The organism is Streptomyces sp. P9-A2, assembly GCF_036634175.1.
Lineage (GTDB): Bacteria > Actinomycetota > Actinomycetes > Streptomycetales > Streptomycetaceae > Streptomyces > Streptomyces pratens.
The window spans coordinates 3,958,324-3,983,969 of the sequence record NZ_JAZIFX010000001.1 but is presented as its reverse complement, the minus strand read 5'-3'; the positions used below and the strand labels follow the sequence as shown (position 1 = coordinate 3,983,969).

The 25,646-nt window shown below is 70.8% G+C and carries 20 protein-coding genes; 8 read left to right on the top strand and 12 right to left on the bottom strand.

The features are described from left to right. Positions 1-96: 96 nt before the first annotated feature. From V4Y04_RS18055 to V4Y04_RS18045, 3 genes are all read right to left on the bottom strand, one after another. On the bottom strand, positions 97-345 hold the full coding sequence (locus V4Y04_RS18055) for a DUF6458 family protein (RefSeq protein ID WP_332429219.1): 249 nt from the start codon (positions 343-345) through the stop codon (positions 97-99). A gap of 182 nt (positions 346-527) precedes the next feature. Then, positions 528-1,871, bottom strand: a complete 1,344-nt coding sequence (locus tag V4Y04_RS18050; protein ID WP_332429218.1) for a M18 family aminopeptidase — start codon at positions 1,869-1,871, stop codon at positions 528-530. Positions 1,872-2,009: 138 nt separating this feature from the next. Continuing rightward, complete coding sequence (locus V4Y04_RS18045; RefSeq protein WP_332432895.1) at positions 2,010-3,836, bottom strand: acyl-CoA dehydrogenase; 1,827 nt, start codon at positions 3,834-3,836, stop codon at positions 2,010-2,012. Positions 3,837-4,107: 271 nt separating this feature from the next. Between V4Y04_RS18045 and V4Y04_RS18040 the strand changes: the two genes are divergently transcribed. From V4Y04_RS18040 to V4Y04_RS18030, 3 genes are all read left to right on the top strand, one after another. After that, positions 4,108-4,602: an SseB family protein gene (locus V4Y04_RS18040; RefSeq protein ID WP_332429216.1), complete on the top strand. Its 495-nt coding sequence runs from the start codon at positions 4,108-4,110 to the stop codon at positions 4,600-4,602. A 213-nt stretch (positions 4,603-4,815) separates the two neighbouring features. Beyond that, positions 4,816-5,796: a pirin family protein gene (locus V4Y04_RS18035; RefSeq protein WP_332429214.1), complete on the top strand. Its 981-nt coding sequence runs from the start codon at positions 4,816-4,818 to the stop codon at positions 5,794-5,796. 195 nt (positions 5,797-5,991) lie between these two features. After that, positions 5,992-7,089 carry an AI-2E family transporter gene (locus tag V4Y04_RS18030; protein WP_332429213.1) on the top strand — a complete coding sequence of 366 codons (1,098 nt, stop codon included), beginning with the start codon at positions 5,992-5,994 and terminating at the stop codon, positions 7,087-7,089. Between the two features lie 85 nt (positions 7,090-7,174). Here V4Y04_RS18030 and V4Y04_RS18025 read toward each other — a convergent pair whose 3' ends face one another. Then, positions 7,175-9,391, bottom strand: a complete 2,217-nt coding sequence (locus V4Y04_RS18025) for a SpoIIE family protein phosphatase (RefSeq protein ID WP_332429211.1) — start codon at positions 9,389-9,391, stop codon at positions 7,175-7,177. Between the two features lie 155 nt (positions 9,392-9,546). On the opposite strand from V4Y04_RS18025, the gene aspS reads away from it, so the two are divergent. Next, positions 9,547-11,310, top strand: coding sequence for an aspartate--tRNA ligase (gene aspS / locus V4Y04_RS18020; protein ID WP_332429208.1), 1,764 nt, complete (start codon positions 9,547-9,549; stop codon positions 11,308-11,310). Positions 11,311-11,390: 80 nt separating this feature from the next. Here the strand turns inward: aspS and V4Y04_RS18015 are convergent, their stop codons facing one another. From V4Y04_RS18015 to V4Y04_RS17995, 5 genes are all read right to left on the bottom strand, one after another. Then, positions 11,391-11,660 (bottom strand): hypothetical protein, encoded by a 270-nt coding sequence (locus V4Y04_RS18015; protein WP_332429207.1) that lies wholly within the window; start codon positions 11,658-11,660, stop codon positions 11,391-11,393. Further along, entirely contained in the window at positions 11,657-12,616 is a 960-nt protein-coding gene (locus V4Y04_RS18010; RefSeq protein ID WP_332429205.1) for a hypothetical protein, read from the bottom strand. The genes V4Y04_RS18015 and V4Y04_RS18010 overlap by 4 nt, the downstream gene beginning before the upstream one ends. A 102-nt stretch (positions 12,617-12,718) precedes the next feature. After that, on the bottom strand, positions 12,719-13,084 hold the full coding sequence (locus tag V4Y04_RS18005; protein ID WP_332429203.1) for a PH domain-containing protein: 366 nt from the start codon (positions 13,082-13,084) through the stop codon (positions 12,719-12,721). 127 nt (positions 13,085-13,211) lie between these two features. Next, the gene (gene metG / locus V4Y04_RS18000; protein WP_332429202.1) at positions 13,212-14,939 is read right to left on the bottom strand and encodes a methionine--tRNA ligase; all 1,728 of its coding nucleotides are present in this window, start codon (positions 14,937-14,939) and stop codon (positions 13,212-13,214) included. 182 nt (positions 14,940-15,121) lie between these two features. Continuing rightward, on the bottom strand, positions 15,122-17,182 hold the full coding sequence (locus V4Y04_RS17995; RefSeq protein ID WP_332429201.1) for a VWA domain-containing protein: 2,061 nt from the start codon (positions 17,180-17,182) through the stop codon (positions 15,122-15,124). Between the two features lie 255 nt (positions 17,183-17,437). Here V4Y04_RS17995 and V4Y04_RS17990 point away from each other — a divergent pair, with 255 nt between their 5' ends. After that, positions 17,438-19,534 carry a PhoX family protein gene (locus tag V4Y04_RS17990; protein WP_332429200.1) on the top strand — a complete coding sequence of 699 codons (2,097 nt, stop codon included), beginning with the start codon at positions 17,438-17,440 and terminating at the stop codon, positions 19,532-19,534. A 174-nt stretch (positions 19,535-19,708) separates the two neighbouring features. On the opposite strand, the gene V4Y04_RS17985 is transcribed toward V4Y04_RS17990, so the two are convergent. From V4Y04_RS17985 to V4Y04_RS17975, 3 genes are all read right to left on the bottom strand, one after another. Then, complete coding sequence (locus tag V4Y04_RS17985) at positions 19,709-20,737, bottom strand: endonuclease/exonuclease/phosphatase family protein (protein ID WP_443080043.1); 1,029 nt, start codon at positions 20,735-20,737, stop codon at positions 19,709-19,711. Positions 20,738-20,835: 98 nt separating this feature from the next. After that, positions 20,836-21,768, bottom strand: coding sequence for a hypothetical protein (locus V4Y04_RS17980; protein WP_332432894.1), 933 nt, complete (start codon positions 21,766-21,768; stop codon positions 20,836-20,838). Positions 21,769-21,998: 230 nt separating this feature from the next. Further along, positions 21,999-22,442 (bottom strand): hypothetical protein, encoded by a 444-nt coding sequence (locus V4Y04_RS17975; RefSeq protein ID WP_332429198.1) that lies wholly within the window; start codon positions 22,440-22,442, stop codon positions 21,999-22,001. Positions 22,443-22,751: 309 nt separating this feature from the next. On the opposite strand from V4Y04_RS17975, the gene V4Y04_RS17970 reads away from it, so the two are divergent. The 3 genes from V4Y04_RS17970 (at position 22,752) to V4Y04_RS17960 (ending at position 25,644) form a co-directional block, all read left to right on the top strand. Further along, complete coding sequence (locus V4Y04_RS17970) at positions 22,752-23,936, top strand: PP2C family protein-serine/threonine phosphatase (protein WP_332429197.1); 1,185 nt, start codon at positions 22,752-22,754, stop codon at positions 23,934-23,936. Between the two features lie 71 nt (positions 23,937-24,007). After that, positions 24,008-25,174 (top strand): hypothetical protein, encoded by a 1,167-nt coding sequence (locus tag V4Y04_RS17965; RefSeq protein WP_332429196.1) that lies wholly within the window; start codon positions 24,008-24,010, stop codon positions 25,172-25,174. A gap of 107 nt (positions 25,175-25,281) precedes the next feature. Continuing rightward, positions 25,282-25,644, top strand: a complete 363-nt coding sequence (locus V4Y04_RS17960) for an effector-associated constant component EACC1 (protein WP_332429195.1) — start codon at positions 25,282-25,284, stop codon at positions 25,642-25,644. Positions 25,645-25,646: the final 2 nt, after the last annotated feature.

Here is a 25,646-nt window from a genome sequence, read left to right as displayed (position 1 = left end):
ATTGTCGGCATGCGGCGTACCCCGGCACATGCGGTGTACATGGCATGAGTGGTGTACATGGCATGAGCGTGGCGTACGGGTCCCGGTGACGCTCGCTCAGACCCCGTATCCGTCGCTGTATCCGTCGCGGCCGCGCGGGCGGGTGTCGTCGATGACCGGTGTGGCCGGCGGAACGACGACACGCCTGCGCCGGGCGATGCTGCTGAAGGTCGCCACGCCGATCAGACCGACGATCATGAAGATGACGCCGACCAGGTTCAGGTTGACTCCCTGCATGTCCCAGTCGGTCGCGAAGGTGAGGATCGCCCCTGCGGCGATCAGGATGATGCACCCTCCGAGTCCCATGAGTGCCGCCTTCCCATCCGGTTCTTCCGGTTCTTCCCCGGTCCTTCCGGTTGCCTCCGGGTACCCGGAGAGCCATCACTCATGCTTCGGCGCCGAGTTGACCTCCCGTCGGGAGACGCGGAGCTCCCGCGGGAGGCCGACTCGTTCCCCGGCGCACGCGGCCGGTGACGGGGCAGGCGCCCCTACCCCTCCAGGAACGCCGTCAGCGCGTTCGTCAGGAGGAACGGGTCCTTCGCGCCGCACAGTTCGCGCGCGCTGTGCATCGACAGGATGGCCACGCCGATGTCGACGGTCCTGATGCCGTGCCGTGCCGCGGTGATCGGGCCGATCGTGGTGCCGCACGGCATGGAGTTGTTGGAGACGAACGACTGGAAGGGCACGCCCGCCTTCTCACAGGCCGCCGCGAACACGGACCGGCCCGAACCGTCCGTCGCGTAGCGGTTGTTGACGTTGACCTTGAGGATCGGGCCGCCGTCGACGCGCGGGTGGTGTGTCGGGTCGTGCCGCTCCGCGTAGTTGGGGTGGACGGCGTGACCGGTGTCCGAGGAGAGGCAGACGGTGCCGGCGAAGGCACGCGCCCGGTCCTCGTAGGAGCCGCCGCGGGCGAACACCGAGCGCTCCAGCACGCCGCCGAGCAGCGGTCCGTCCGCACCGGTGTCGGACTGGGAGCCGTTCTCCTCGTGGTCGAAGGCGGCCAGGACGGGGATGAAGGGCAGCCCGCCGGACGCGGCGACCGCCGTCAGCGCGGCCGTACCGGCGTGCACGGACAGCAGGTTGTCCATGCGCGGGCCGGCCAGCAGCTCCTTGTCGCGGCCCAGGTACGCCGGCGGCTCCACGGAGTGCACCATCAGGTCCCAGCCGGTGACCTCGCCGGACGGGATCCCGGCGGTGTCCTCCAGGAAGGCGATGAGGTCGCCGTCGCGCACGTCCTCGCCCAGGCCCCAGACCGGCTGCATGTGGCGCTGCTTGTCGAGCTTGAGGCCGTCGGCGTTCACCGAGCGGTCCAGGTGGATGGCGAGCTGCGGGACGCGCAGCAGCGGCCGGTCGACGTTCACCAGCCGGGTCGAGCCGTCCCGCAGGGACAGCCGGCCGGCCAGGCCGAGGTCACGGTCGAGCCAGGAGTTGAGCAGCGGACCGCCGTAGATCTCCACGGCCACCTGGCGCCAGCCCTGCGTCCCGGTGTCGGGCCGCGGCTTCACCCGCAGGTTGGGGGAGTCGGTGTGGGCGCCGACGATCCGGAACGGCGTGTGGGGTGCCGCGCCCTCGGGGACGTACCAGGCGATGATCGCGCCGCCGCGCAGGACGTACTTGCCGCCGACGGCCCCGTCCCAGGCGTCCGTCTCCATGACCTGCCGGAAGCCCGCCTTCTCCAGCCGCTCGGCGGCGTTCGCCACCGCGTGGTACGGCGTGGGTGAGGCGGCGAGGAAGGTCATGAGGTCGTCGGTGTGGCCGCGGTCGAAGGTGAGGGGCGCGCGCGCGGCGCTCCGTGGAGGGGCGGCGGCAGACGGGCGGGCGGGTTCGCTCATGAGTTCACCATAACGAGGGCGAGGGCCCGCTTCCCGGTGCGGAAGCGGGCCCTCGTACGGGCGCGGAGAGGATCGGACGGGATCGGGAGCGGGATCGGACGGTTCCGTCCGCTCCCGCGTGATCTGTGCCGGAAGGTCCTAGAAGGCGGCCTCGTCCAGCTCCATCAGGTCCAGCTCGACGCCCTCGGCGACCTTGCGTGCCAGGGTGACGCCGGGCAGGACGTTGGCCGCGAAGAACTTCGCCGCGGCGATCTTTCCGGTGTAGAAGGGGACGTCCTTGGCGGAGGCCGTCTGGAGCTTCTCGGCGGCGACCGCGGCACCCTTGAGGAGCAGGTGGCCGACGATCACGTCACCGGAGGCCATCAGCAGGCGGGTGGTGTTCAGGCCCACCTTGTAGATGTTCTTGACGTCCTGCTCGGTGGCCGCGAGGTCGGTGAGCATCAGGCCGACGATGGCCTCCAGCTCGACGGTGGCCTTGGCCAGGTGCTCGCGGGCGCCCGACAGCTCCTCGCCGCCGGTGCCGAGGGCGAGGAACTGCTTGATGTCCTCGGCGATCGAGTTCAGGGCCGCGCCCTGGTTGCGGACGATCTTCCGGAAGAAGAAGTCCTGGCCCTGGATCGCGGTGGTGCCCTCGTACAGGGTGTCGATCTTGGAGTCGCGGATGTACTGCTCGATCGGGTACTCCTGCAGGAAGCCGGAGCCGCCGAAGGTCTGCAGCGACTGGGCGAGCTGCTCGTAGCCCTTCTCGGAGCCGTAGCCCTTGACGATGGGCAGGAGCAGGTCGTTGAGCGCGTGCTCGGCAGAGACGTCCTCGCCCGCGGCCGTCCTGACCTCGATCGTGTCCTGCACCGAGGCGGTGTACAGGACGAGCGCGCGCATGCCCTCCGCGTACGCCTTCTGCGTCATCAGCGAGCGGCGCACGTCGGGGTGGTGGGTGATGGTGACCTTGGGCGCGGCCTTGTCCATGAAGTTCGCGAGGTCCGGGCCCTGGACGCGCTCCTTGGCGTACTCCAGCGCGTTGAGGTAGCCGGTGGAGAGGGTGGAGATCGCCTTCGTGCCGACCATCATGCGGGCGAGCTCGATGATGCGGAACATCTGGCGGATGCCGTCGTGCTTGTCGCCGATCAGCCAGCCCTTGGCGGGGTGCCGGTCGCCGAAGGTCATCTCGCAGGTGTTGGACGCCTTCAGGCCCATCTTGTGCTCGACGTTCGTGGCGTAGACGCCGTTGCGCTCGCCCAGCTCGCCGGTCTCGAAGTCGAAGAGGTACTTCGGGACGAGGAAGAGGGACAGGCCCTTGGTGCCGGGGCCGGCACCCTCGGGACGCGCGAGCACGTAGTGGAAGATGTTCTCCGACATGTCGTGCTCACCCGAGGTGATGAACCGCTTCACGCCCTCGATGTGCCAGGAGCCGTCCTCCTGCCGCACGGCCTTGGTGCGGCCGGCACCCACGTCCGAGCCCGCGTCCGGCTCGGTGAGCACCATGGTGGAGCCCCACTGCCGCTCGACGGCGATCTGCGCGATCTTCTTCTGCGCGTCATTGCCCTCGTTGTACATGATCCCGGCGAAGGCGGGGCCGGAGGAGTACATCCACACGGCCGGGTTGGCGCCCAGGATCAGCTCGGCGTACGCCCAGATCAGGGTGGGGGGCGCCGGCGTGCCGCCGACGGCCTCGGGTATGCCCAGCCGCCAGTACTCGGAGTCCATGAAGGCCTGGTAGCTCTTCTTGAAGGAAGCGGGAACCGGCGCGGTGTTGGTCTCCGGGTCGAAGACCGGCGGGTTGCGGTCGGCGTCGGCGAAGGACTCGGCCAGCTCGTTCTCCGAGAGGCGGGCCAGCTCCTCGAGGACGCTCTTCGCGGTGTCGACGTCCATCTCTTCGAACGGTCCGGTGCCGTACAGCTTGTCGCGCCCGAGGACCTCGAACAGGTTGAACTCGATGTCGCGGAGATTGGACTTGTAGTGCCCCATGGTGACGGCTCCCGGTCCGTAGAGAGATCGGCGAGGCACTTGATTCCTCGCACAGGTTTGCATTCCGACAAGTGGCTACGATGATGCTACCCGCCAGTAATAAGAAGCAAGCCCGATCCGGCCATCTGTGACGAGATACGCCCCCGAGGGCTCCCCGGAGCGCCCGGCCGCGGATCGCCGGGAAGGATCCCCTGCCCGCCCCGCCTTGTCCGCCCCGCCTTATCCGCCCGTACCCGCCCGCCCCTCCGGTGCTCTCGGTACGCTTGCGCGCATGTACGGCTACGACCAGAACGTAGGGGCACAGCAGGGGTATGTCCCGCCGCAGCAGCAGCAGATGCCGGGCGGCTACGGGCAGCAGCAACAGCAACAGCAACAGCAGCAACAGCCGCCGCTGTACCCGGAGCCGTCAGCGCCGTCGCTCGCGGACGCGGTGCGTGCCTTCACCACGGGTCAGGTGACCGCCGAGGACTTCCAGCAGGTCTTCGCGACGTCCAAGGTGTACTGCCCGCGCGGCGACAACCCGGGGTTCCTCGCCCTGCACAACACCCAGCAGCCGGTGATCCCGATGTTCACCTCGCTGAAGGAGTTGCGGCGGTACGCGGGCAAGGAGTCCAAGTACTTCGTGATCACCGGCGCCGAGATGATCGACCTGCTGCCGACCGGCTACGGCTTCGTGCTGGACATGGAGGGCGAGCACCGGATGGTGTTCGACGCGAAGGCCGTGGAGCAGATGGTCGAGTTCGCGATGCGGCGCATGTATGGCTAGGGCCTGCCCCTGACGCCCCGGCCGCGGGTACGCCCGGTGCCGTCGCCGGTGTCACTGTCGTCGAGGTTGCCGTCGCCGTGTGACGGGCGGGTGATCTCCGCACGCCCCGGAACCTGCCGAGCCCGGAGGGAATGCCCTCCGGGCTTTCTCTGTTACCGCTGGCAGAAAGTTCAATGCTCAACTAAAATGGTCGTACAAAGAGGAGGTACCGACATGCCTGCAGTGACCGTCGAGAACACGCTGACGCTCCCCCGTGTGACCGCTTCGGCCGACGCCGTGGCACGCCCCGTGCTCACCGTCACGACCGCGCCGAGCGGTTTCGAGGGCGAGGGCTTTCCGGTGCGCCGGGCGTTCGCCGGGATCAACTACCGCCATCTCGACCCGTTCATCATGATGGACCAGATGGGCGAGGTGGACTACGCGCCCGGGGAGCCGAAGGGGACCCCCTGGCACCCGCACCGCGGATTCGAGACCGTCACCTACATCGTCGACGGGATCTTCGACCACCAGGACTCCAACGGTGGCGGCGGAACCATCACCGACGGCGACACCCAGTGGATGACCGCGGGCGGCGGTCTGCTGCACATCGAATCGCCGCCGGAGTCCCTGGTCATGTCCGGCGGGCTGTTCCACGGCCTCCAGCTGTGGGTGAACCTGCCGGCCAAGGACAAGATGATGGCGCCGCGCTACCAGGACATCCGCAGCGGCAGCGTCCAGCTGCTCACCTCCCCCGACGGCGGCGCGCTGCTGCGGGTCATCGCCGGTGAACTGGACGGCCACGAGGGTCCCGGCATCACGCACACGCCGATCACGATGGTCCACGCGACCCTGGCACCGGGCGCCGAGATCACCCTGCCCTGGCGCGAGGACTTCAACGGACTCGCCTACGTGATGGCCGGCCGCGGGTCCGTGGGCACCGACCGCCGTCCGGTCCACCTGGGGCAGACGGCCGTTTTCGGCGCCGGTGGCTCGCTGACCGTCCGCGCGGACGAGAAGCAGGACTCCAACACGCCGGACCTGGAGGTCGTCCTGCTCGGCGGACAGCCGATCCGGGAGCCGATGGCGCACTACGGGCCGTTCGTGATGAACACCCGCGAGGAGCTCCAGCAGGCCTTCGACGACTTCCAGAAGGGCCGCCTGGGCACCGTCCCGGCCGTGCACGGTATGTCGGCATCGGGACCGCGGGAGTCCTGACCGGGGTTCCCGGGGTTTCCGGGAATTTTGGGCGCCCCGACCGGCCGAGCATGTGGCGGCCCCGTCCGACCCCGGGCGGGGCCGTTCACCGTTCCTGGCACCGTGACCGAGGCGGCCTGCCGTTTCCGGTGCGGTGACGGGGTGCGGGCGGGTCGGCGGCTGGACAGGGTGTGCTCGGCGTGATCGGCTGAGACGATGCAGGACTCGTCGTCATCTCCGTTGCTGCCCGAAGCCGTTCGGCGTTTCGCCGCCTGGTGTGTCGTCATTCTGCTCGCCTGCGGGGTCGGTTACGTCGGGGTGCTGCTGTGCGTGCAGTTCCGGACGGCCGTGATTCCCATTCTGCTCGCCCTGCTCGGGACGGCCCTGCTGCGGCCGTTGCACCGGTGGATGGTGCGGGCCGGCGTGCAGCGGTCCCTTTCGGCGGGGCTGACCTGTGTCGCCGTCGTCGCGGTGGTCGGCGGTGCGGTGTACATCGTCGTGTCCGCGCTGATCGACTCCGGGGACCAGATCATCGCCTCGCTCAGGACCGCGGCGCGCGATCTCAGCAGGCATTTCGGGGCGGCCGGCACCTCCCTGGACGACATCGCGGCGAACGCGCGCGATCTGCTGTCCAAGTTCGGGGGTACGGCCGCGTCGGGTGTCATCAGCGGGGTCGGCGTGGTGGGCCAGGTGCTCACCATGGCGGTGCTCGCGCTGCTGCTCGTCTTCTTCTTCCTGCGCGACTCCGACCGGGCCGGCGAGAAACTGCGCGGGCTCGCGCCGGGCGACTCCGGGGACGTGGTGCTGGCCATGGCCCGGAGGGCCTTCGACGGGGTCGAGGGCTTCATGCGGGGGACCACCCTCATCGCCCTCATCGACGCCGTTTGCATCACCGTCGGACTGCTGATCCTCGAGGTGCCGGGCGCCGTCGGGCTGGGCGCGCTGGTCTTCGTCGGGGCGTACATCCCCTACCTCGGGGCGTTCATCTCCGGGGCGGTGGCCGTCCTGGTGGCGCTGGCCGACCGGGGATTCCTCATCGCCCTGTGGGTGCTCGGCGTGGTGCTCGCGGTGCAGGTGCTGGAGGGGAACGTGCTCCAGCCGATGATCCAGAGCCGCACCGTGCAGATGCATCCGGCGGTCATCCTGATCGCCATCACCGCCGGTGCCTCGGTCGCCGGAATCGTCGGCATGCTGATGGCGGTACCGGTGACGGCGGCGGTCTTCGGAGTCCTGGACGAACTGCGCCAACGCCACAACGCGTCGACGGAACCGCCCTCGAAGTCGCCCCCGGAGCCCGAGCCGTCGTCGTCGTGAGGTCCTTCACGGGGCGAGGCGGCCCTCGTGGGGCTTGCGGGTCTCGTGGGACTTGCGGACTTGCGGGTCTCGTGGGCTTGCGGTCCTAGGGATACTCGCGGTCCTCAGGAGCGGTGCGGTCCTCATGAGCGGTGCGGTCCTCGTGGGGCTTCGGGGCAGCAGCCCCGTCGGCCCCGTCCGGCGGGGCCTCCGGCTCGTCCGGTTCGTCCAGTTCGAACCAGATGCTCTTGCCCTTGCCGCGCGGGGCGATCCCCCAGGCGTGGGCCAGCAGTTCGATCAGGAGCAGACCGCGGCCGGAGGACGCCAGCTCGCCCGGTGTGCGCAGGTGCGGGAGGTCGTCGCCCGCGTCGGTGACCTCGATGCGCATCCGGCGGCCCTGGGGCCCGTCGGTGATCTCGGCTTCGAGCAGGGCGGCGGCGTCGGTGTGCACGAGGACGTTGGTGAGCACCTCCGACAGGAGCAGGACCGCCGAGTCGACCTGGTCCGGCGAGCACCAGTCGTGCAGCAGCTCGCGCAGGTGCCGCCGGGCCTCCGCGACCCGCTCCGGCTCGGCCTGCTCCACCGTCAGCATGGTGCGGCGCAGCGACGGCTGTACCGTGTCCCGACCCGTACCGGCACCGCGGCCCTCGGCCCGGCGGGAGAGCAGCAGCAGGGCGATGTCGTCCTCGCGGCGGTCGATCAGGGGGCCGGGGGTGTGGTGCGAGGAGGGACCGTGGACCGCTTGGACCAGGGCATCGGCCAGTTCCTCCAGGTCGCCCCTGTGGCGTTCGAGGATGCCGCGCAGCCGCTGCCAGCCGGTGTCCAGGTCATGGCCACCGGTCTCGATCAGGCCGTCTGTGCAGATCAGCAGGGTCTCGCCGCACTCCAGGACCATGCGGGTGGTGGGGTAGTCGGCGTCCGGGTCGATGCCCAGCGGAAGTCCGCCGGCCGTCTGCCGGATCAGTACGGTCGTGTCGGGCATGCGGACCGCCGGGTTGGGGTGTCCCGCGCGGGCGACGTCCAGCATTCCACCGGCAGGGTCGACCTCCACGTACAGGCAGGTCGCGAAGCGCGGATCGACGGGGTCCACCTCGTTGATCCCGTACAGGAAGCGGGAGGCGCGGGAGAGTACGGCGTCGGGCCGATGCCCTTCGGACGCGTACGCCCGCAGGGCTATCCGCAGCTGGCCCATGAGCCCGGCGGCCCGTACGTCGTGGCCCTGCACATCCCCGATGACCAGGGCGAACCGGCCGTTCGGCAGGGGAATCACGTCGTACCAGTCGCCGCCCACCTGGAGGCCGCCGCCGGTGGGGATGTACCGGGCGGCGAGGCTCATTCCGGGGATGCGCTGGGGGCCGATCCTCGGCAGCATCGAGCGCTGCAGCCCGTCGGTGAGGGCCCGCTCGTTCTCGGCGGTGCCCGCGCGGGTCAGTGCCTGGGCCAGCATCCGTGCCACGGTGGTCAGCACCGACCGCTCGTCGGGGGTGAAGGCGACCGGGTAGGTGAAGGCCGCCATCCAGGTGCCCATCGTGCGGCCGGACACGACCAGCGGCAGGAACGCCCAGGAGTGGCGGCCGAAGCGCTCGGCGAGCGGCCAGGTGAGGGGATAGCGGGCCTGGTACTGCTGCGGGGTGGACAGGTAGATCGCGTGGCCCGTCCGTACCACCTCGGCGGCCGGGTAGGCCGTGTCCAGAGGCATGGTGAAGGCGTCCTCGTCGTCGGACTCCTGCCCGTGGTGGCCGATGATGGTGAGCCGGTCGCCCGCCACGCCGAACACCGCGAGTCCGTCCGGTGAGAAGCCCGGCATGGAGAGGTTCGCCGTGACCCGCAGCACTTCCTGCGTCGACCGCGCCTCGGCCAGCGCCCTGCCCGCGTCCAGCAGGAACGCCTCCCGGGACCGGCGCCAGTCGCCGGTGACCGCCCTGCGGCCGGCGGGGGTGCCGGGTGCCGGCTCGGTGACCTCCTGAAGGGTTCCGGTGAGCAGGTACGCCTTGCGCAGGGGATCGAAGGTCGGCTTGGAGCGGCTGCGCACCATCCGGACGACCCGTCCCCGGTCGTCCATGATCCGGATGCGCACCTCGGCGAGGGTGTCCTCGGCGGCGGCGAGCCGGACCACTCCGGTGACCTCGTTCCAGTCGGCCGGGTGCAGTCGCGCCCGCACCTGGGCCTCCGTGAGGGTGGCCTGCTCCGCGGGGAGCCCCAGGAGCCGTGCCGTCACCTCGTCGACCGTGACCAGCCCGGCTGTCGTGTCCCAGTGCCACCGGCCGGTGTCGAGGAGGGCGAGGACGTCCCCCAGGGACGGCAGGGGCTCACCTGTGCGCATTGCCCCACTTTATGGAGGTTCAGGAGGAAAATGCTACCGACGGTTTCGGCGGGACCGGCCGGTAATCCTGGGGCGGCGATCTTGGGCCGGCCGGTAGGCTTGGGTGAGTTTCACGTGAAACAAAACCCCGATCCGCGAAGGCTGGATGAACGACGATGCATCGGTACAGGTCCCACACCTGCGGCGAGCTCCGCGCCTCTGACGTCGGAACCGACGTCCGGTTGAGCGGCTGGCTGCACAATCGGCGCGACCTGGGCGGCATCCTCTTCATCGATCTGCGCGATCACTACGGCATCACGCAGCTCGTGGCCCGGCCCGGCACGCCCGCCTACGAGACCCTGGACCGGCTCTCCAAGGAGACCGTCGTCCGGATCGACGGCAAGGTCGTCTCCCGCGGTACGGAGAACGTCAACGCCGAGCTGCCGACCGGTGAGGTCGAGGTCGAGGTCGGTGAGGTCGAGGTGCTGGGCGCGGCGGCCCCGCTTCCCTTCACGATCAACGCCGAGGACGGGGTCAACGAGGAGCGGCGTCTGGAGTACCGCTTCCTGGACCTGCGCCGTGAGCGCATGCACCGCAACATCCTGCTGCGGACATCGGTGATCTCGGCCATCCGCCACAAGATGACGGCGCTGGGCTTCAACGAGATGGCGACGCCGATCCTCAGCGCCACCTCCCCCGAGGGCGCCCGCGACTTCGTCGTCCCGTCGCGCCTCAACGCGGGCAGGTTCTACGCGCTGCCGCAGGCGCCGCAGCAGTTCAAGCAGCTGCTGATGGTCTCCGGCTTCGACCGCTACTTCCAGATCGCGCCCTGCTTCCGTGACGAGGACGCCCGCGCGGACCGCTCGCCGGGCGAGTTCTACCAGCTCGACGTGGAGATGAGCTTCGTCGAGCAGGAGGACGTCTTCCAGCCCATCGAGAAGCTCATGACCGAGCTCTTCGAGGAGTTCGGCAACGGTCGTCACGTCACCTCGCCGTTCCCGCGGATCCCGTTCCGCGAGGCGATGTTGAAGTACGGCTCCGACAAGCCGGACCTGCGCGCCAAGCTGGAGCTCGTCGACATCACCGACGTCTTCGAGGGCTCGGAGTTCAAGGCGTTCGCCGGCAAGCACGTGCGCGCGCTGCCGGTGCCGGACGTCTCCGGCCAGTCGCGCAAGTTCTTCGACCAGCTCGGTGACTACGCGGTCTCGCAGGGCGCCAAGGGCCTGGCCTGGGTGCGGGTGGCCGAGGACGGCTCGCTGACGGGCCCGATCGCGAAGTTCCTGACCGAGGCGAACATCGCGGAGCTGACCAAGCGGCTGTCCCTCGCCCCCGGCCACGCGGTGTTCTTCGGCGCGGGCGAGTTCGACGAGGTCTCCAAGATCATGGGCGCCGTCCGGGTCGAGGCCGCGAAGCGGGCCGGCCAGTTCGAGGAGAACGTCTTCCGCTTCTGCTGGATCGTCGACTTCCCGATGTACGAGAAGGACGAGGAGACGGGGCGGATCGACTTCTCGCACAACCCCTTCTCGATGCCGCAGGGCGGTCTGGAGGCCCTTCAGACCCAGGACCCGCTGGACATCCTGGGCTGGCAGTACGACATCGTGTGCAACGGCGTCGAGCTGTCCTCGGGCGCGATCCGGAACCACGAGCCGGACATCATGATCAAGGCCTTCGAGATCGCGGGCTACGACCGTGAGACGGTCGAGGACAAGTTCGCCGGCATGCTGCGCGCCTTCCGCTTCGGCGCCCCGCCGCACGGCGGCATCGCCCCCGGCGTCGACCGCATCGTCATGCTCCTCGCCGACGAGCCCAACATTCGCGAGACCATCGCCTTCCCGCTCAACGGCAACGCCCAGGACCTGATGATGGGCGCCCCGACGGAGCTGGACGAGGCCCGCCTGAAGGAACTGCACCTGACGGTGCGCAAGCCGCAGGCGAAGTAGAACCACAGAGAGAGGAGAGGGCCTGGAACCGATGCCGGCCGGCATCGGTTCCAGGCCCTCTCCTCTGTGCACGGAGGGGTTCACCAGAGGCGTCTGGTGTTCCCCTTGGCGTACTGCTCCGTGTATTCGTCCTGGTGCGTCAGAAGCCAGCACTTGAAGCCGAGGCACACGAGGCCGATCTCTCTGGAGGACAGGCCCGCACGGCCGCCGATCTCCGTGAATCTCTCCTTGAAAGCGGCCTGGGCCGTGGGCACGGGAACCCACGCGATCGCCACCGCCTGGAGCAGGGCGATACAGACGTCCCAGAGCTCCGCCTCCAGTTCGGGTTCCAGAACGATGTGGGGCGTCACGACTGCCCGAAGGTGTCCGCCGACGTGTCCGTCGGTGTGTCCGTGTCGGACTGCGGCTCCTCCTGGAAGACGTCCTCGGCCGTGGTGGCTGTCAGGGAACGGTCGAACCAGACGGAGAGCGTGTCGAGGTCGGCGCAGGCGGTGACGCGCTCGCGGACGGTGTCGGAGACGGCGAGTCCACGCACCTTGAGCACGCGCAGGATGTCCTCGGCCTTGCCTTCGGCTTTCCCCTCGGCTTTCCCCTCGGCCTTGCCGTCCAGGTACTTCTCCTCGAAGAGTGTCCTGTGCCCCGGGAAGTGGGTGACGACGTCCTGCATCGTGGTTCTCCAGTTCTCCCTGGTCGGTGTGTCCACCAGACCGACTTCCACCACTTCGAACCAGTACCCGGTGGTGACCGGCTCGAAGGCCACGAGCCCGCGGGCGACCGTTTCCAGTATGGCGGCTGCCCGTCGGCTCTGGCTGTGAACGATGGCCGAGAGCGCGGCCAGGGCCGGCTGCCGGGCCACGACCGTCTCGTCGGTGATCTCCGGGACGGTCTGCGGGCCCAGGACGAACGGGTGCGTGACCTGGGTCGTCCACGGACCCACGGCGCACTCGAAGGGGCCCATCGCCCAGGCCGCCGTGGACCGGTACCGGCAGACCACCACCAGCAGCACCGGCATGTCGTACTTCGCGCGCAGGTACGAGACGTAGTACGACCAGCTCTTCGCCTTGTCGGGGTCCTTCTTCGTCTGCGATTCCACCGCCAGGACGAAGCTCTCCCCCATGTCGGGCTCGAACTTGAGCACCGTGTCCACGCGGCGCTCCAGCGGCCGGATCTCGGTGGCGTCGGGGGAGACCTCGTGGAAGTCCGGCTTCGAGGGCGGGGGTAGGCCCAGTGCCTCGAAGACGGGTGCGAGGGCCTCCGGGTGCTCCTGGAAGAGCCGGTGAGGGGCCTCGTGTGTCGATGTGACCATGAGCGCAAACTAGGCGCGCTCAGGGCCGGTGCACCCGGCATATGCGGACTCATTCACCCGTTCGGGAACGGGGGAAACGTTCAGGCCGTCCCCGGGGGGAGGTCAGCGGGCCACGAACTGGGTGAGGATCGCCTGCACCTCGTAGATGTCGACGCCCTTGGTGAAGGTCTTCTGCACCGGGGTGGCGGTGCCGGAGAGCCAGATCTTGAGTTCGGCGTCGAGGTCGAAGGTGCCGGCCGTCTCGACGGCGAAGTGGGTGATGCTGCGGTACGGGACGGAGTGGTACTCGGTCTTCTTGCCGGTGATCCCCTGCTTGTCGATCATGATCAGCCGGCGGTCGGTGAAGAGGATGGTGTCGCGGATCAGCAGGTAGGCGGCGTGCACCTGCTCGCCGTGGCCCAGGAGGCGGGCGTACTCCTGCTGCGCCTGCGCCGGGTCGATGCTGTGCGCGTTGCCGAACAGTGCCATGGAAGGTCCCCTGCGTGAAGTGGTCTTCGTATGAAGTGATCTTTCCTGGACGTTATCGGACATTGCTGAACGCGTCAGGGCCCGGGAACCTTTGTTCCCGGGCCCTGACGTCGGTGGTGCGGGGTCGTTACGCGGACTGCGGCTCGCCGCCGAAACGCTCCTTGTACGCGTCCAGGTCGTCGTCCGTCAGCTTGGCGAAGAGGACCGGCGGGACGGTGAAGGGCGTGCCGGCGGGGACGGAGGTGAGGGCGTGGGCCTCCTCGGCGGAGACCCAGGCCGCGGTGTCACCGGTCAGGGAGAAGACCTGGCGCATCGCCGCCGACGTCGACGGGATGAACGGCTCCGACACCACCGCGTACAGGCGGATCAGGTTCATCGCCGTACGCAGGGTGAGGGCGGCGCCCTCCTGGTCGGTCTTGATCTCCAGCCAGGGGGCCTTCTCCTCCAGGTAGGAGTTGCCCGCGGACCACAGGGCGCGCAGCGCGGCCGCCGCCTTGCGGAACTGCAGCGCCTCCATCTGGGTCTCGTACTCCGCGAGGAGCGACGCGATCTCCTGGCCGAGCCTGGTCTCGGCCTCGCCGGGCGCGCCGCCCGCCGGGACCTCCTCGCCGAAGCGCTTCTTCGAGAAGGACAGGACACGGTTGACGAAGTTGCCGAGGGTGTCGGCCAGGTCCTTGTTCACCGTGGCGGTGAAGTGCTCCCAGGTGAAGGACGAGTCGTCCGACTCGGGCGCGTTGGCGATCAGGAAGTACCGCCAGTAGTCGGCCGGGAGGATGTCCAGCGCCTGGTCGGTGAAGACACCGCGCTTCTGGGAGGTGGAGAACTTGCCGCCGTAGTACGTCAGCCAGTTGAAGGCCTTGACGTAGTCGACCTTCTTCCACGGCTCGCGGACGCCCAGCTGGGTGGCCGGGAACATCACCGTGTGGAACGGGACGTTGTCCTTCGCCATGAACTCGGTGTAGCGGACGGTGTCGTCCGCCTCGTACCACCACGACTTCCAGTCGCGCGTCTCACCGTCGGGCGCGGAGTCCGCCCACTCCTTCGTCGCGGCGATGTACTCGATCGGGGCGTCGAACCAGACGTAGAAGACCTTGCCCTCGGCCGCCAGCTCCGGCCAGGTGTCGGCCGGCACCGGAACGCCCCAGTCCAGGTCACGGGTGATCGCGCGGTCGTGCAGACCCTCGGTCAGCCACTTGCGTGCGATGGAGGCGGCCAGCTGGGGCCACTCCTCCTCGTGCAGGGCCACCCACTCCTCGACCTCCTGCTGGAGCTTCGACTGGAGGAGGAAGAGGTGCTTGGTCTCGCGGACCTCCAGCTCCGTGGAGCCGGAGATCGCCGACCGCGGGTCGATCAGGTCGGTCGGGTCCAGCACCCGGGTGCAGTTCTCGCACTGGTCGCCGCGCGCCTTGTCGTAGCCGCAGTGCGGGCAGGTGCCCTCCACGTAGCGGTCCGGGAGGAAGCGGCCGTCGGCCGGGCTGTAGACCTGCCGGATCGCGCGCTCCTCGATGAACCCGTTCTCCTTGAGGCGGCGGGCGAAGTGCTGCGTGATCTCCACGTTCTGCTGCGAGGAGCTGCGGCCGAAGTGGTCGAAGGCGAGGGCGAAGCCGTCGTAGACCGCCTTCTGCGCGTCGTGCGCCTGCGCGCAGAACACGTCGACGGGCAGGCCCTGCTCCTTCGCGGCCAGCTCGGCCGGGGTGCCGTGCTCGTCCGTCGCGCAGATGTACAGGACGTCGTGGCCGCGCTGGCGCAGGTAACGGGAGTAGACGTCCGCCGGGAGCATGGACCCCACCATGTTGCCCAGGTGCTTGATCCCGTTGATGTACGGAAGGGCGCTGGTGATGAGGTGTCGAGCCATCGGGGGCTGCTCCCAGGTTGAAACGTACGGAATCTCCAAATCGTAGCCGACACGGGTACGCCGCCCGCTTCTCGTTTTACGGGCTGAGAAGCGGGCGGCGCGGGGTGTACGGGAGGGCTGTCGCCCGTCCGGCATGTGGCTGGCATCCGTCTGGCACCCGTGGGGGCCGAGGCGGCCCAGGGTCAGGGGCGCCAGGACTCCAGTACGGCCTCGTAGAGCTCCTTGTCGGTGAGCTCCAGGGGAGACGCGCCGGCGAGGAAGTGGGCCGTGTTCGGTGTCTTCAGCTTGCGGAGGTAGTCGAACGCCTTGTTGTCCGGGTCTCCGAAGGCGACGAACGAGAAGAAGACGGAGGAGTGGGTCTTCGCGGCCTCCGTGAGGGACTGGGTCGCGGGGGTCTTCGCGTCGGGCGCGCCGTCCGTCTGGAAGACCACCAGGGCGGGCGCGCCGGGCGCCGCCTTGTCGTGCAGGGCGAGGACCTCGGCCACAGCCGCGTGGTAGCTGGTCCGGCCCATACGGCCGAGGGACGCGTGCAGGGTGTCGATCTTGTTCTCGTGGTCGGCGAAGGTCAGCTCGCCGGTTCCGTCGACCTCGGTGGAGAAGAAGACGACCTTGACCGTGACGGACCCGGGGTCCGTGTCGAGGTGGGCCGCGAGAGCGAGAGTCTGCTCGGCGAGCGCCTGCGCGGAACCGTCCTTGTAGTACGGGCGCATCGACGCGGAACGGTCCAGGACGAGGTAGACCTTGGCGCGAGTGTCGGTAAGGCCGCGCTCCGCAAGGGCCTGGCCTGCGGCTTCGTAGGCCGTGCGGAGTGCCTCCGGCGTTTTGAGGGGGGTGGCCTCGGCCTCGGCTTCGCCCTCGGCCTCGGTCGTGTTCCCACCCGCGCCACCCGTGCGGTTTTCGTCGTCGGGTGCGGGTGGCCCCTGAGGGGCGTCCTCGCCGTCGGCGGCCTCGGGCTGGGACTCCGGGGCTGCCTCCGGCTGCGCTTCCGCCACATCCGGCTTCGGCTTCGACTCGGCTTCGGCCGTGGGCTCGGCCTCGGTTTCGGTGGCGGCCTCGGGCTGAGGCTCCGGGGTTGCCACCGGCTCCGGGGCCGTCGCCGCCGCGGGCTGCGCCTCCGGCTCCGGCTCTGTCGCCGGCTCCGGCTCCGGCTCTGCCTTCGGGTCGGCCTTGGCCTCGGGCTTCGGTTCGGGCTCTGCCTTCGGGGCGATCGCGGCCTCGGTCTTGGCCTCGGGCTTGTCCTCGGTCACCGGCTCGGGGTCGGCCTCGGGCTCGGAAGCGGGGTCGGCCTTGGGCTCCGGGTCGGCCTCGGCCTCGGGCTCGGTGTCGGCCTTGGGCTCAGGCTCGCTCTTGGCCTCGGTCACCGGCTGGGGCTGGGCCGCAGGGTCGGTCTTGGCCTCGGGCTGGGCCTTCGGGGTGGCCTCGGTCACCGGCTCGGGGTCGGGCTCGGCCTCGGGCTCCGGGTCGGCCTGGGGCTCGGGGGCGCTCTTGGCCTCGGTCACCGGCTGGGGCTGGGCCTCGGTCTGCGGCTTCAGCTCTGGTGCGGCCTCGGTCACCGGCTCGGTCTTGGTGTCAGGCTCGAGCTCGGCCTCGGCCACCGGCTGGGGCTCGGCCGCAGAGTCGGTCTTGGCCTCGGGCTGGGCCTTCGGGGTGGCCTCGGTCACCGGCTCGGGGCCGGGCTCGGTCTCGGGCTCGGAAGCGGTGTCGGCCTTGGGCTCCGGGTCGGCCTGGGGCTCGGCGGCGCTGTCGGGCTCGGCCTTGGCCGTGGGCTCGGGGTTCCTCTCGGCCTTTGCCTCGGCCTCGGGCTGAGGGGTGTCGGGGGTGGTCGCCGGCTTCGGCTCGAGGGTTTCGGCCGCGGCTTCGGGGGTCGGCTCCGGGGCGGGGCCGGTCTCCGTCTTCGGTTCCGGGGTCGGTTCCGGGGAGTCGGCGGGGGTGGGGGGCGTTGTGTTGTTGAAGGCCGCGGAGACGAGGTCGTGTGCGTCGGTGCGGGGTTCCGGGACGGAGGCCTTGGTGGCCCGCGGTGTCGGTTCGGGGGAGGGTGACGGAAGTCGGGGGGGCGGAGTTACGGCCGCCGCCGACTCGTCGGCAGGCTCGGACGGCGTCGGGGTGGCCGCGGTCGCGGTGTCCGGGCGGGCGGTTTGTTCCGCATCGTCCGTTTCCGCGACCGGCGTCGCACCCTCTACCTCTGCCGTGCTCGCTTTGCGTGACCGGCCGAACGCGTTCCGCAGGAGAGTGAGAATGCCCATGTGCGCAACCCTTCGCGTGAGTTGTAGCCCGTCAATACCTGGCCAGGACGGACACGTAAGGTTAGCCGCCCTTGTGGGTGATCTTGGGCAGGGTGTCAAGGGCGCCATTCGGCCCCGGTGGGCCGCAGTGCAGTGAAGCAGGTAACTCTTCTCGTGCTGCCGCAGGTTCACTCTCCGTTCACCCCGGCGCCCGGCTGCCGCACGTATGTACCCCTACGGTCACGCTGACACCCCGGGTATCCAAGGAGAGAACACGTGCGCAAGCTGCTTCCGTTGATCGGGACGCCGTCCGGTTCGCACCCCGGCGGCCGGTCCGCCATGACCTGCCGTTTCCGGTGTGGTGACGCCTGCTTCCACGAGGTGCCCAACACCAGCTCCAACGCATACGTCGGTGACGTCATCTCCGACGCTCTCAGCCGCCGGTCGATGATGCGGGCCGCCGCCGCTGTCACGGTGGTCGCGGCCGGTGCCGGCGCGGTCAACCTCGCGGGTGTTCCCGAGGCCCAGGCGGCCCCCGTCGCCGGCAAGGGAGGCCAGGGCCACGGGCACGGTCACGGGCATCAGAAGCCGAAGGGGGCCCGCGGCCTGCGGTTCACGCCCGTCGCGCCGAACACCGCCGACGCCGTCACCGTGCCGGAGGGCTACGGCCAGAACGTCGTCATCCGCTGGGGTGAGCCCATCCTGCGCGGCGCGCCCGCCTTCGACCCCGAGAACCAGACGGCCGAGGCGCAGGCCGGGCAGTTCGGATACAACGTCGACTTCCTCGCCCTGCTCCCTCTCAAGGGTGAGCGCGGCCGTCAGGTGCTCGTGGCCAACCACGAGTACACCGACGAGGTGCTGATGTTCCGCGGCTACGACTCCGACAACCCCACCCGTGAACAGGTGGAGATCGGCTGGGCCGCGCACGGTCTGGGCGTGGTCGTCGTCGAGGAGGACCGCAGGAGCGGCAGGCTCACGCCCGTCACCCGGCACCACCTCAACCGGCGTCTGACCGCCACCTCCGAGTTCCGGCTGACCGGCCCCGTCGCCGGTTCCGCCCTGGTGAAGACCTCCGCCGACCCGACCGGCCGCAAGGTGCTCGGCACCCTCAACAACTGCGCCGGCGGCACCACCCCGTGGGGCACGACCCTGCACGGCGAGGAGAACTTCAACCAGTACTTCGCCAACAGCGGCCGCGCGACCGACAAGCGGTACGGCATCGGCACCGGCGCCACCGAGCGCAAGTGGGAGCGGTTCGACAAGCGGTTCGACCTCGCCCAGGAGCCCAACGAGGCGCACCGGTTCGGCTACGTCGTCGAACTCGACCCGTACGACCCGGACTCCGTCCCGCGCAAGCGCACCGCGCTCGGCCGTTTCAAGCACGAGGGCGCGACCGTGCGCCTGACGCACGACGGCCGCCCGGTCGTGTACTCCGGCGACGACGAGCGGTTCGACTACCTCTACAAGTTCGTCGGCAGCAAGCGGATGCGGCACGGCGACAGCCGCTCCGCGCGCGAGCACAACCTCACGCTGCTCGACGAGGGCACCCTCTACGTCGCCAGGATCACCGGTGACTCGCCCGCCATCGAGATCGACGGCACCGGCAAGCTCCCGAAGGACGGCGAGTTCGACGGCAGCGGCCAGTGGATCCCGCTGGCCACCGCCACCGCCAGGGGCGCCGTCTCGCACGTCGACGGCATGACCGCCGAGGAGGTCTTCGTCTTCACGCGGCTCGCCGGCGACAAGGTGGGCGCCACCAAGATGGACCGCCCCGAGGACGTCGAGCCCAACCCGGTCACCGGCAAGGTCTACGTCGCCCTGACCAACAACACCAACCGCGGTGTCGGTGCGCACCCGAAGGCGGACGAGGCCAACCCGCGCAACGCCAACAAGCACGGCCACATCCTCGAGCTGACCGAGCAGTGGAACCGGCCGGAGAGCACCCGGTTCGCCTGGTCGCTGTTCCTGGTCGCGGGCGACCCGAAGGACCCGGCGACGTACTTCGCCGGCTTCCCGAAGGACTCCGTGAGCCCCATCTCCTGCCCGGACAACGTCGCCTTCGACGACCACGGCAACCTGTGGATCTCCACCGACGGCGCCGCCCTCGGCTCGCACGACGGGCTCTTCGGTGTCGCCACCCGCGGCGACCGCCGCGGTGAGCTGAAGCAGTTCCTCACCGTGCCGAAGGGCGCGGAGACCTGTGGTCCGATCGTCCAGGACCGGCGGGTGCTCGTCGCCGTGCAGCACCCCGGTGAGGTGGACGGTGCGTCGGTGGAGAACCCGGGCAGCACCTGGCCCGACGGACCCGGCACGTACCCCCGGCCCGCCGTGGTCGCCGTGTGGCGTACCGACGGCCGCGACATCGGCGTCTGAGGCCGAAGAACAAGGGCACCGGCACCGGGACCGGGCACCATCACGGATTCCGGTACGGATTCCGGTACGGATTCCGGTACGGATTCGGCTTCGGTCGCGGTGGGGCGCGGGCACCCTGCGGGGTGTCCGCGCCCCCACCACCGTGTCCGGGTGCGGCAAGGTGTCGGCCGGAGGTCAGCCGCCGTGGTGCAGTGCGAGGTCGACGACCAGGGTGCGGTGGTCGGTGTCGGGAAGGTCGAGGAAGCGGGGCCGGTCCGCGGCGAACTGCCGGGACACCAGCACATGGTCGATCTGGGTGCCGAACGCCGGCATGGTCCTGGCCGGCCAGGTCGGGACCCGGTGGGCGCCGCCGAGCCGGGCGGCGTCGACGAGCCCGGAGTCGAGGAGGCGCCGGAAGGCGGCGTGGTCCTGGGAGGCGTTGAAGTCCCCGGCGAGCACCATCGGGGCCGTCGGGTCCGCGGTGACGACGTCGCGCAGCCCGCGGAGCTCCCGTTCCCAGACGTCCACCTGGCCGGGGATCGGGGGCATGGGGTGGGCGAGCTGGAGCCGTACGTCGTGCCCGTCGACGTCGGCGACGGCGCCGGGCATGCCCATGGTGCCGGGGACGCCGGCGGTGCCCTTGAGCGGGAAGCGGCTGAGGATGACGGAGCCCTCGGAGCCACCGCCCGCCACGGCCCGGCGGTGCGGGTAGTCCGCCGTCAGTTCCCGTCGCAGCAGCGCGTCGCAGGTGTACTCGCACTCCTGGACGAACACCACGTCCGGCTTCAGCCGGCGCACGGCGTCGACCAGCCCGGCGGTGGCCCGGCCGAACTCGACGTTGGACGTCATCACCCGGAACTCGGCGACGGGCGGCCCGGCGGGCGCGCCGGTCTTCCCGTACGGCTCGATGAACCAGGCCAGCAGTCCGAGCAGGACGACGCCCCAGACCGCGCCGGTCCACCACCGGGCGAGCAGGGTGAACAGCAGCCCGAAGGCGGTCGGCACGAGGAGCCAGGGCAGGAACGCGAGCAGTTGGGGCACGGGGGTGACCGCGTCGGTACCGACGGCCCGGCAGCCGACGATCACGCTCACCCCGGCGAAGAGCAGTGCCGCCGACCAGCCGCCGGACCGGCGCTTCCCGCTGCGGCGTCCGGCCCCTTCCCGGGCGTCCGCCCACTCGGCCGTCTCGGCCGTCTCGGCTGTCTCGGCAGTCACTGTGTCCAACGTCCGGCCTTCCGCTCGCGGTGGATCGTTCCGTGGAGATTTTCCCTCAAGGACGAGGACCGGCGACGGGGGGTTGCGGTGATCCGTCCCACGCCTCGTCACAGGCCGCTGGCGCAGTCCCGGCAACGGCCTGGGTCCTCGTCCGCCACTCCCGCGAACGCCGTACCGCGGGCCCGCGCTCCCGCCCCCCGACCCCGGCTGGGACCGCGCCCGCGGAGGCCTGTCAGCAGGCAGGCGAGGGCCACCGTCAGGCCCAGGGCGAGCAGGGTCCAGGACGCGGTGCGCAACGTGGCGGTGAGGGCGTCGTAGACCACGCCCACCGCGGGGCGGTGGACCGGCTCGGGCACGTCGGCCAGGGTGAGCCGGCGGCCGACCGCGACTGCGACGGCGAGCAGGCCGCCGCCCAGGGCGACGCCGAGCCCGGTCGCGGTGAGCGCGCGGCGGCGGTGGACGGCGACGGCGATCCCGGCGACGGCCAGGACGACGGCCGTGAGGGGCAGCCGGAAGGCCGCGGCGTCCAGCAGCCGGTACCCCGTCCGGAGCCCGGCCGTCTCCCCGGCCGGCACCACCACGATCCGGGTGTGCTCGACCGGAATGCGGTCGGCGAACGGCATGCGGTCGGCGACGAGTTGCCGCTTCACCTCGGCGGTGACGGGCGCGAGGTCGACGGTGACCGGGCCGGGGTCCGCCCGCCCGTCGCGCAGGGCGTGCAGGACCGCCTCGTGGACGGCCCGGTTCCCCGTCTCCCACACGGTGCCGAACGCCTCGGTGCGGGTGAACGAGCGGGCGGCGTCCCGTACGAACGGCCCGAGCAGGTCGCGCGCCGGCCCCGCGTCCAGTTCCTGTACGACCCCGTCCCCCACGGCGTCGGCGACCGCGTCGCGCACGGCGGGGTCGGCGGACAGCGGCGCCATGGCGCCTACGTACCGTTCGGTGTCGGCCGGCCCGTGCACCGCCCAGGCCGCGAGCGCGCCACAGGGCACGAGCAGGCACGCCAGGGTGACGAGCGCCGCCGACAGGGCGTTGCGCAGGCGCGCGGGCGTCCGCTCGCGGCGGGGCGGTTTCGGCGGTTCCGGCGGTACGGCGTGGGGCGGCACCCCTTCAGCCAAGGCGCGGGGGGACATGTACGCGAGCGCAGGGCGGGCATCCGGAGTACCCGAGGTGTCCGGATGCCCACGACCTGACGGCCCGTCAGGTCGTGGGCCCGTCAGGCCATCAGCCGGTCAGGACGGCAGGCCGTCAGCCCGGCGGAACGATCGCGTCACTCGATGCGGTGGCCCTGCGCGTCCTCGTGCGTGTAGTACCGGTAGAACAGGAAGGCGAAGACGCCCGCCGCCGCCGCCACTCCCAGCCCGGTCGACCGCATCACGCTCATGTTGGACTGGCTGACCAGGAAGCCGACCGCGGCGCCGGAGAAGGCGCCCCACAGCACGGCGTGCACCTCGCGCCGCAGCTTCGGCCCGATGCTCAGCAGGGCCATGCACAGGGCGGCGAACGCCAGCGCGGTGAGGAAGCCGAACAGGATGTTCCAACCGGTGACGGGACCGCCATAACGCCGGTTGGCCGCCGCCCAGTAGCCGTAGACGAGCCCGAGGGCGACGGGCACCGCCAGCTTGGCGACGGCGTGGGCCCGCTCACTGAAGACGCGGATCCTGTCCGGCCGCTGCCTGGGCATGATCCGGGGTCTGGGTGCCGCATGAGCCATGAGCGCACTCCTCTCTCCTCGCCCCCGCCTCCAGCGCACACCTGTGCGGGTCACCCGGCAACTCGGCCGCCCGAACTTATCTCGAACATATTCTCGATTCTGCCCTGCTCCTGCCCTGCTCCTGCCCTGCTCCTGCCCTGCTCCTGCCCTGCTCCTGCCCTGCTCCCGCCCTGCATTCCGTACAGGCCGGATGCGGGCCGTGCGTCCGCGTGCTTCGCTGGGGCGGTGCGCCAGGGCAACAGGGGACTCGGCCCGCACGGCCGGCGGTACCCCCGGGCCGGCCGCCGGAAGATCACGTACCGGCACGAAATGCTGTACGTGAAAGGGCGCAGTGTCGCGTGGGTGCCGCCGCTCCTGCTGCTGGTCGCCATCGTGGTGATCGGCTACCACACCACCGGCGAGTTCCGGATCATCTCCTGGATCGTGCTGGTCCCGGGCATCGCGGCCGCGATCTGCGGGGTGTGGGGCACGGCCGCGTTCGCGGCGCTCTCGCTCGCCGCCTTCACGATCATGGACAACGCCTGGCCGCACGAGTTCCAGACAGGGCTGCCCGACTTCATCCTCGTCGCCGTCGGCGGAGTCCTGGCGACGCTGGCATGCGCGGTCCGGGTCCGCGGCGAGAGTCGCGCGCTGCACATGCGGAACGTCGCCGACACGGTCCGCCGTACGGTGCTGCGCCCCCTGCCGCCGTCCTGGGGCGGTCTGGAGCACGCCGGCGTCTATCTCGCCGCGGACGCCGGTGCCCGGGTCGGCGGCGACTTCTACGACATCCAGCCGAGCCCGTACGGCACCCGGGTCCTGGTCGGGGACGTGCAGGGCAAGGGGCTGGGTGCGGTGGAGACGGCGGCGGTACTGCTCGGCACGTTCCGCGAGGCGGGCTTTCACGAGCCGGAACTGGCGGCCGTGGCCGAGCGCCTGGAGGAGCGGATGCTGAGGCACCGGGGTTACACCGCGGCCCTCGGCCGGGCCGACGGCGACCGCTTCGCCACCGCCGTACTGCTCGGCTTCCCGGCGGATCGCCCGGCCCCGGCGGGTTCCGGCACGGCGGGTCCCGGCACGGCGGTTTCGGCCCCGGCGGGTCCCGGTACGGTGGAGGCCGTGGTCTTCGGCCATGAACCGCCGCTGGCCGTCGGCCCCGGCGGTGTACGGCCGTTGCCGGCGACCGGTGGGCTTCCGCTGGGCCTGCGCGAGCTGGATCCGGCACCGGTGCGCGTGCACCGGCTGCCGCTGGCCGCCGACGAGACGCTGCTGGTGGTCACCGACGGGGTGACCGAGGCGCGCGATGCCGCCGGGACGTTCTACCCGCTCGCCGAGGACGTGGCGCGGGCGGTCGCACGGGACGCGCGCGCCGCCGAACCGGCCCGGCTGGCCGTCGTCGTACGGGACGGGACGCTCCGGCACAGCGGCGGCCGCCTGGACGACGACACCACGGTCTTCGCGGTGCGCCGGACCGGTGGGCCGAGGGCGAACGCCTCGAAGGGGGACGTTCATTGATCCGAGGCCCCTTGTGGGAGCCGCAGCGGTTACGGTGCTGCTCTGGGTCGTGATCGACAGGGGGAGGGAACATGCCCGGGACCACACCCGGAAGCGCGCCCGGGGCCGCGCCCGGAACCGTGCTGCTGCTGGCGGCCTCGCCGTCCGGGCGGGGGCGGCTGGTGGACGCGGCGTCCGTGCTTCCCGTCCTCGCGGCCGTGCCGCCCGCCGTCCTGTCCGGCACGGAGACCGCGAACGTCGTCGAGCTCGCCGACCCGCTGGAGCCGCAGGCGGTCCTGACCCGGCTGCGCGCCGCCGCGATCGCACCCGGACCGCTCACCCTGTACGTCGTGGGGCAACTGCTGCTCGACCGCCGCCAGCGGCTGCCCCATCTGGCGCTGGCCCGCACCACCGCGTCGACCGTGCGCTACACGGCGTTCCCGTGGCACTGGTTCCGGGACGAGCTGCGACTGCGTCCCCCGGGTGTCACGACGCTGATCCTCGACCTGCACGCGGACCAGGAGACCTGGCAGGCACTGGGGATCACGCAACCGCCGGGTCCGCCGGGTCCGGCGCCGGCTTCGGTCCCGCTCGCGCTCCCGCCCGCGCTCGACTCCGGTCGCGACACCGCCGTCTACGGCCGCATCGCGCCGCCGCCCTCCCGCTCCCGTCGTACGGTCGCGGAACCGGTGTACATGAAAGCGGTCGGGACGCTGCTGCGCAGTGGACGGCGCCCGCCGGACGAGGAGTTGCACCAGCAGGCGCTGGTCCGGGCCGCCGCGGAGGGCGCGCACCCCGGATTCGTTCTGGCGCGGCGCGGAACCGGACCCGTGCCGGGAGACCCGCACACGGTCATCACCCAGGCCGTACGGTCCGGCCGCCACGCCGATGCCCACGCGCTCGCCACGCGGCACGAGCGGAGCGCCGCCCTCGCCCACGGGCCCGCCTCCGAGGAGGCGCTGCACTGGGCCGAGGTGCGCGCGGATCTGGCGATGCTGGCCGGGGACGCGGCACTCAGCTGCCACATCTGGCTGGCGGTGGCCGCCGCACGGCTCAACACCGGGCAGGCGGCGGACGCTTCCTCCGTCGAAACCGCGGTGGACCGGGCGCACCACCAGTGGGGCCGGATCGGCGACCCGGATCGGGCCCGCGAACTCGGCTTGTCGCTGGCGGAGTTGCGTAGTCGTGTGCCCGGCCGGCGGGAGGGCGCCCTGGACCATGTGCGGCGGCAGCTCGATCAGTTGCAGACGCAGAACTGAACCGGCGCCCGACCGGATCCGCCCGTGTCCTTCCGTTTCCGACCGGGAGGAAGTGACTGTTGTCGACCCCTCCCCGTGGAGCAACGGCGGTGCCATGATGGTGAGTTATGGCTGAGGGGGACAGTGTGGCCGATCAGGGCATTCGGATCCGGTTGGACGACACCGCGAGCACGAGCGACATCGGCGCGCTGCGCAAGTGGCTGGAGCGGGAGAAACCGCTCGACGAGCGGGTGCGCGCCGGCGATCTGCGGATCCAGGAGAGGCCGAGGACGGACGAGTCCGGCACCCCGATGGGGGTCGGGATGGACATCGTCGTCCTGATGGTCGGTGCGGGTGCGGGCGCGATCGCCACGGAGTTGCTGGACCAGGTCAAGAAGGCCGTGTCGGCCTGGCGGGCCAACCGGCGTGACGTCGAGGACGGCGCACCGCCCCAGGGCAGAGTCGAATCGGTGAACCTCGACGACAGGTAGGC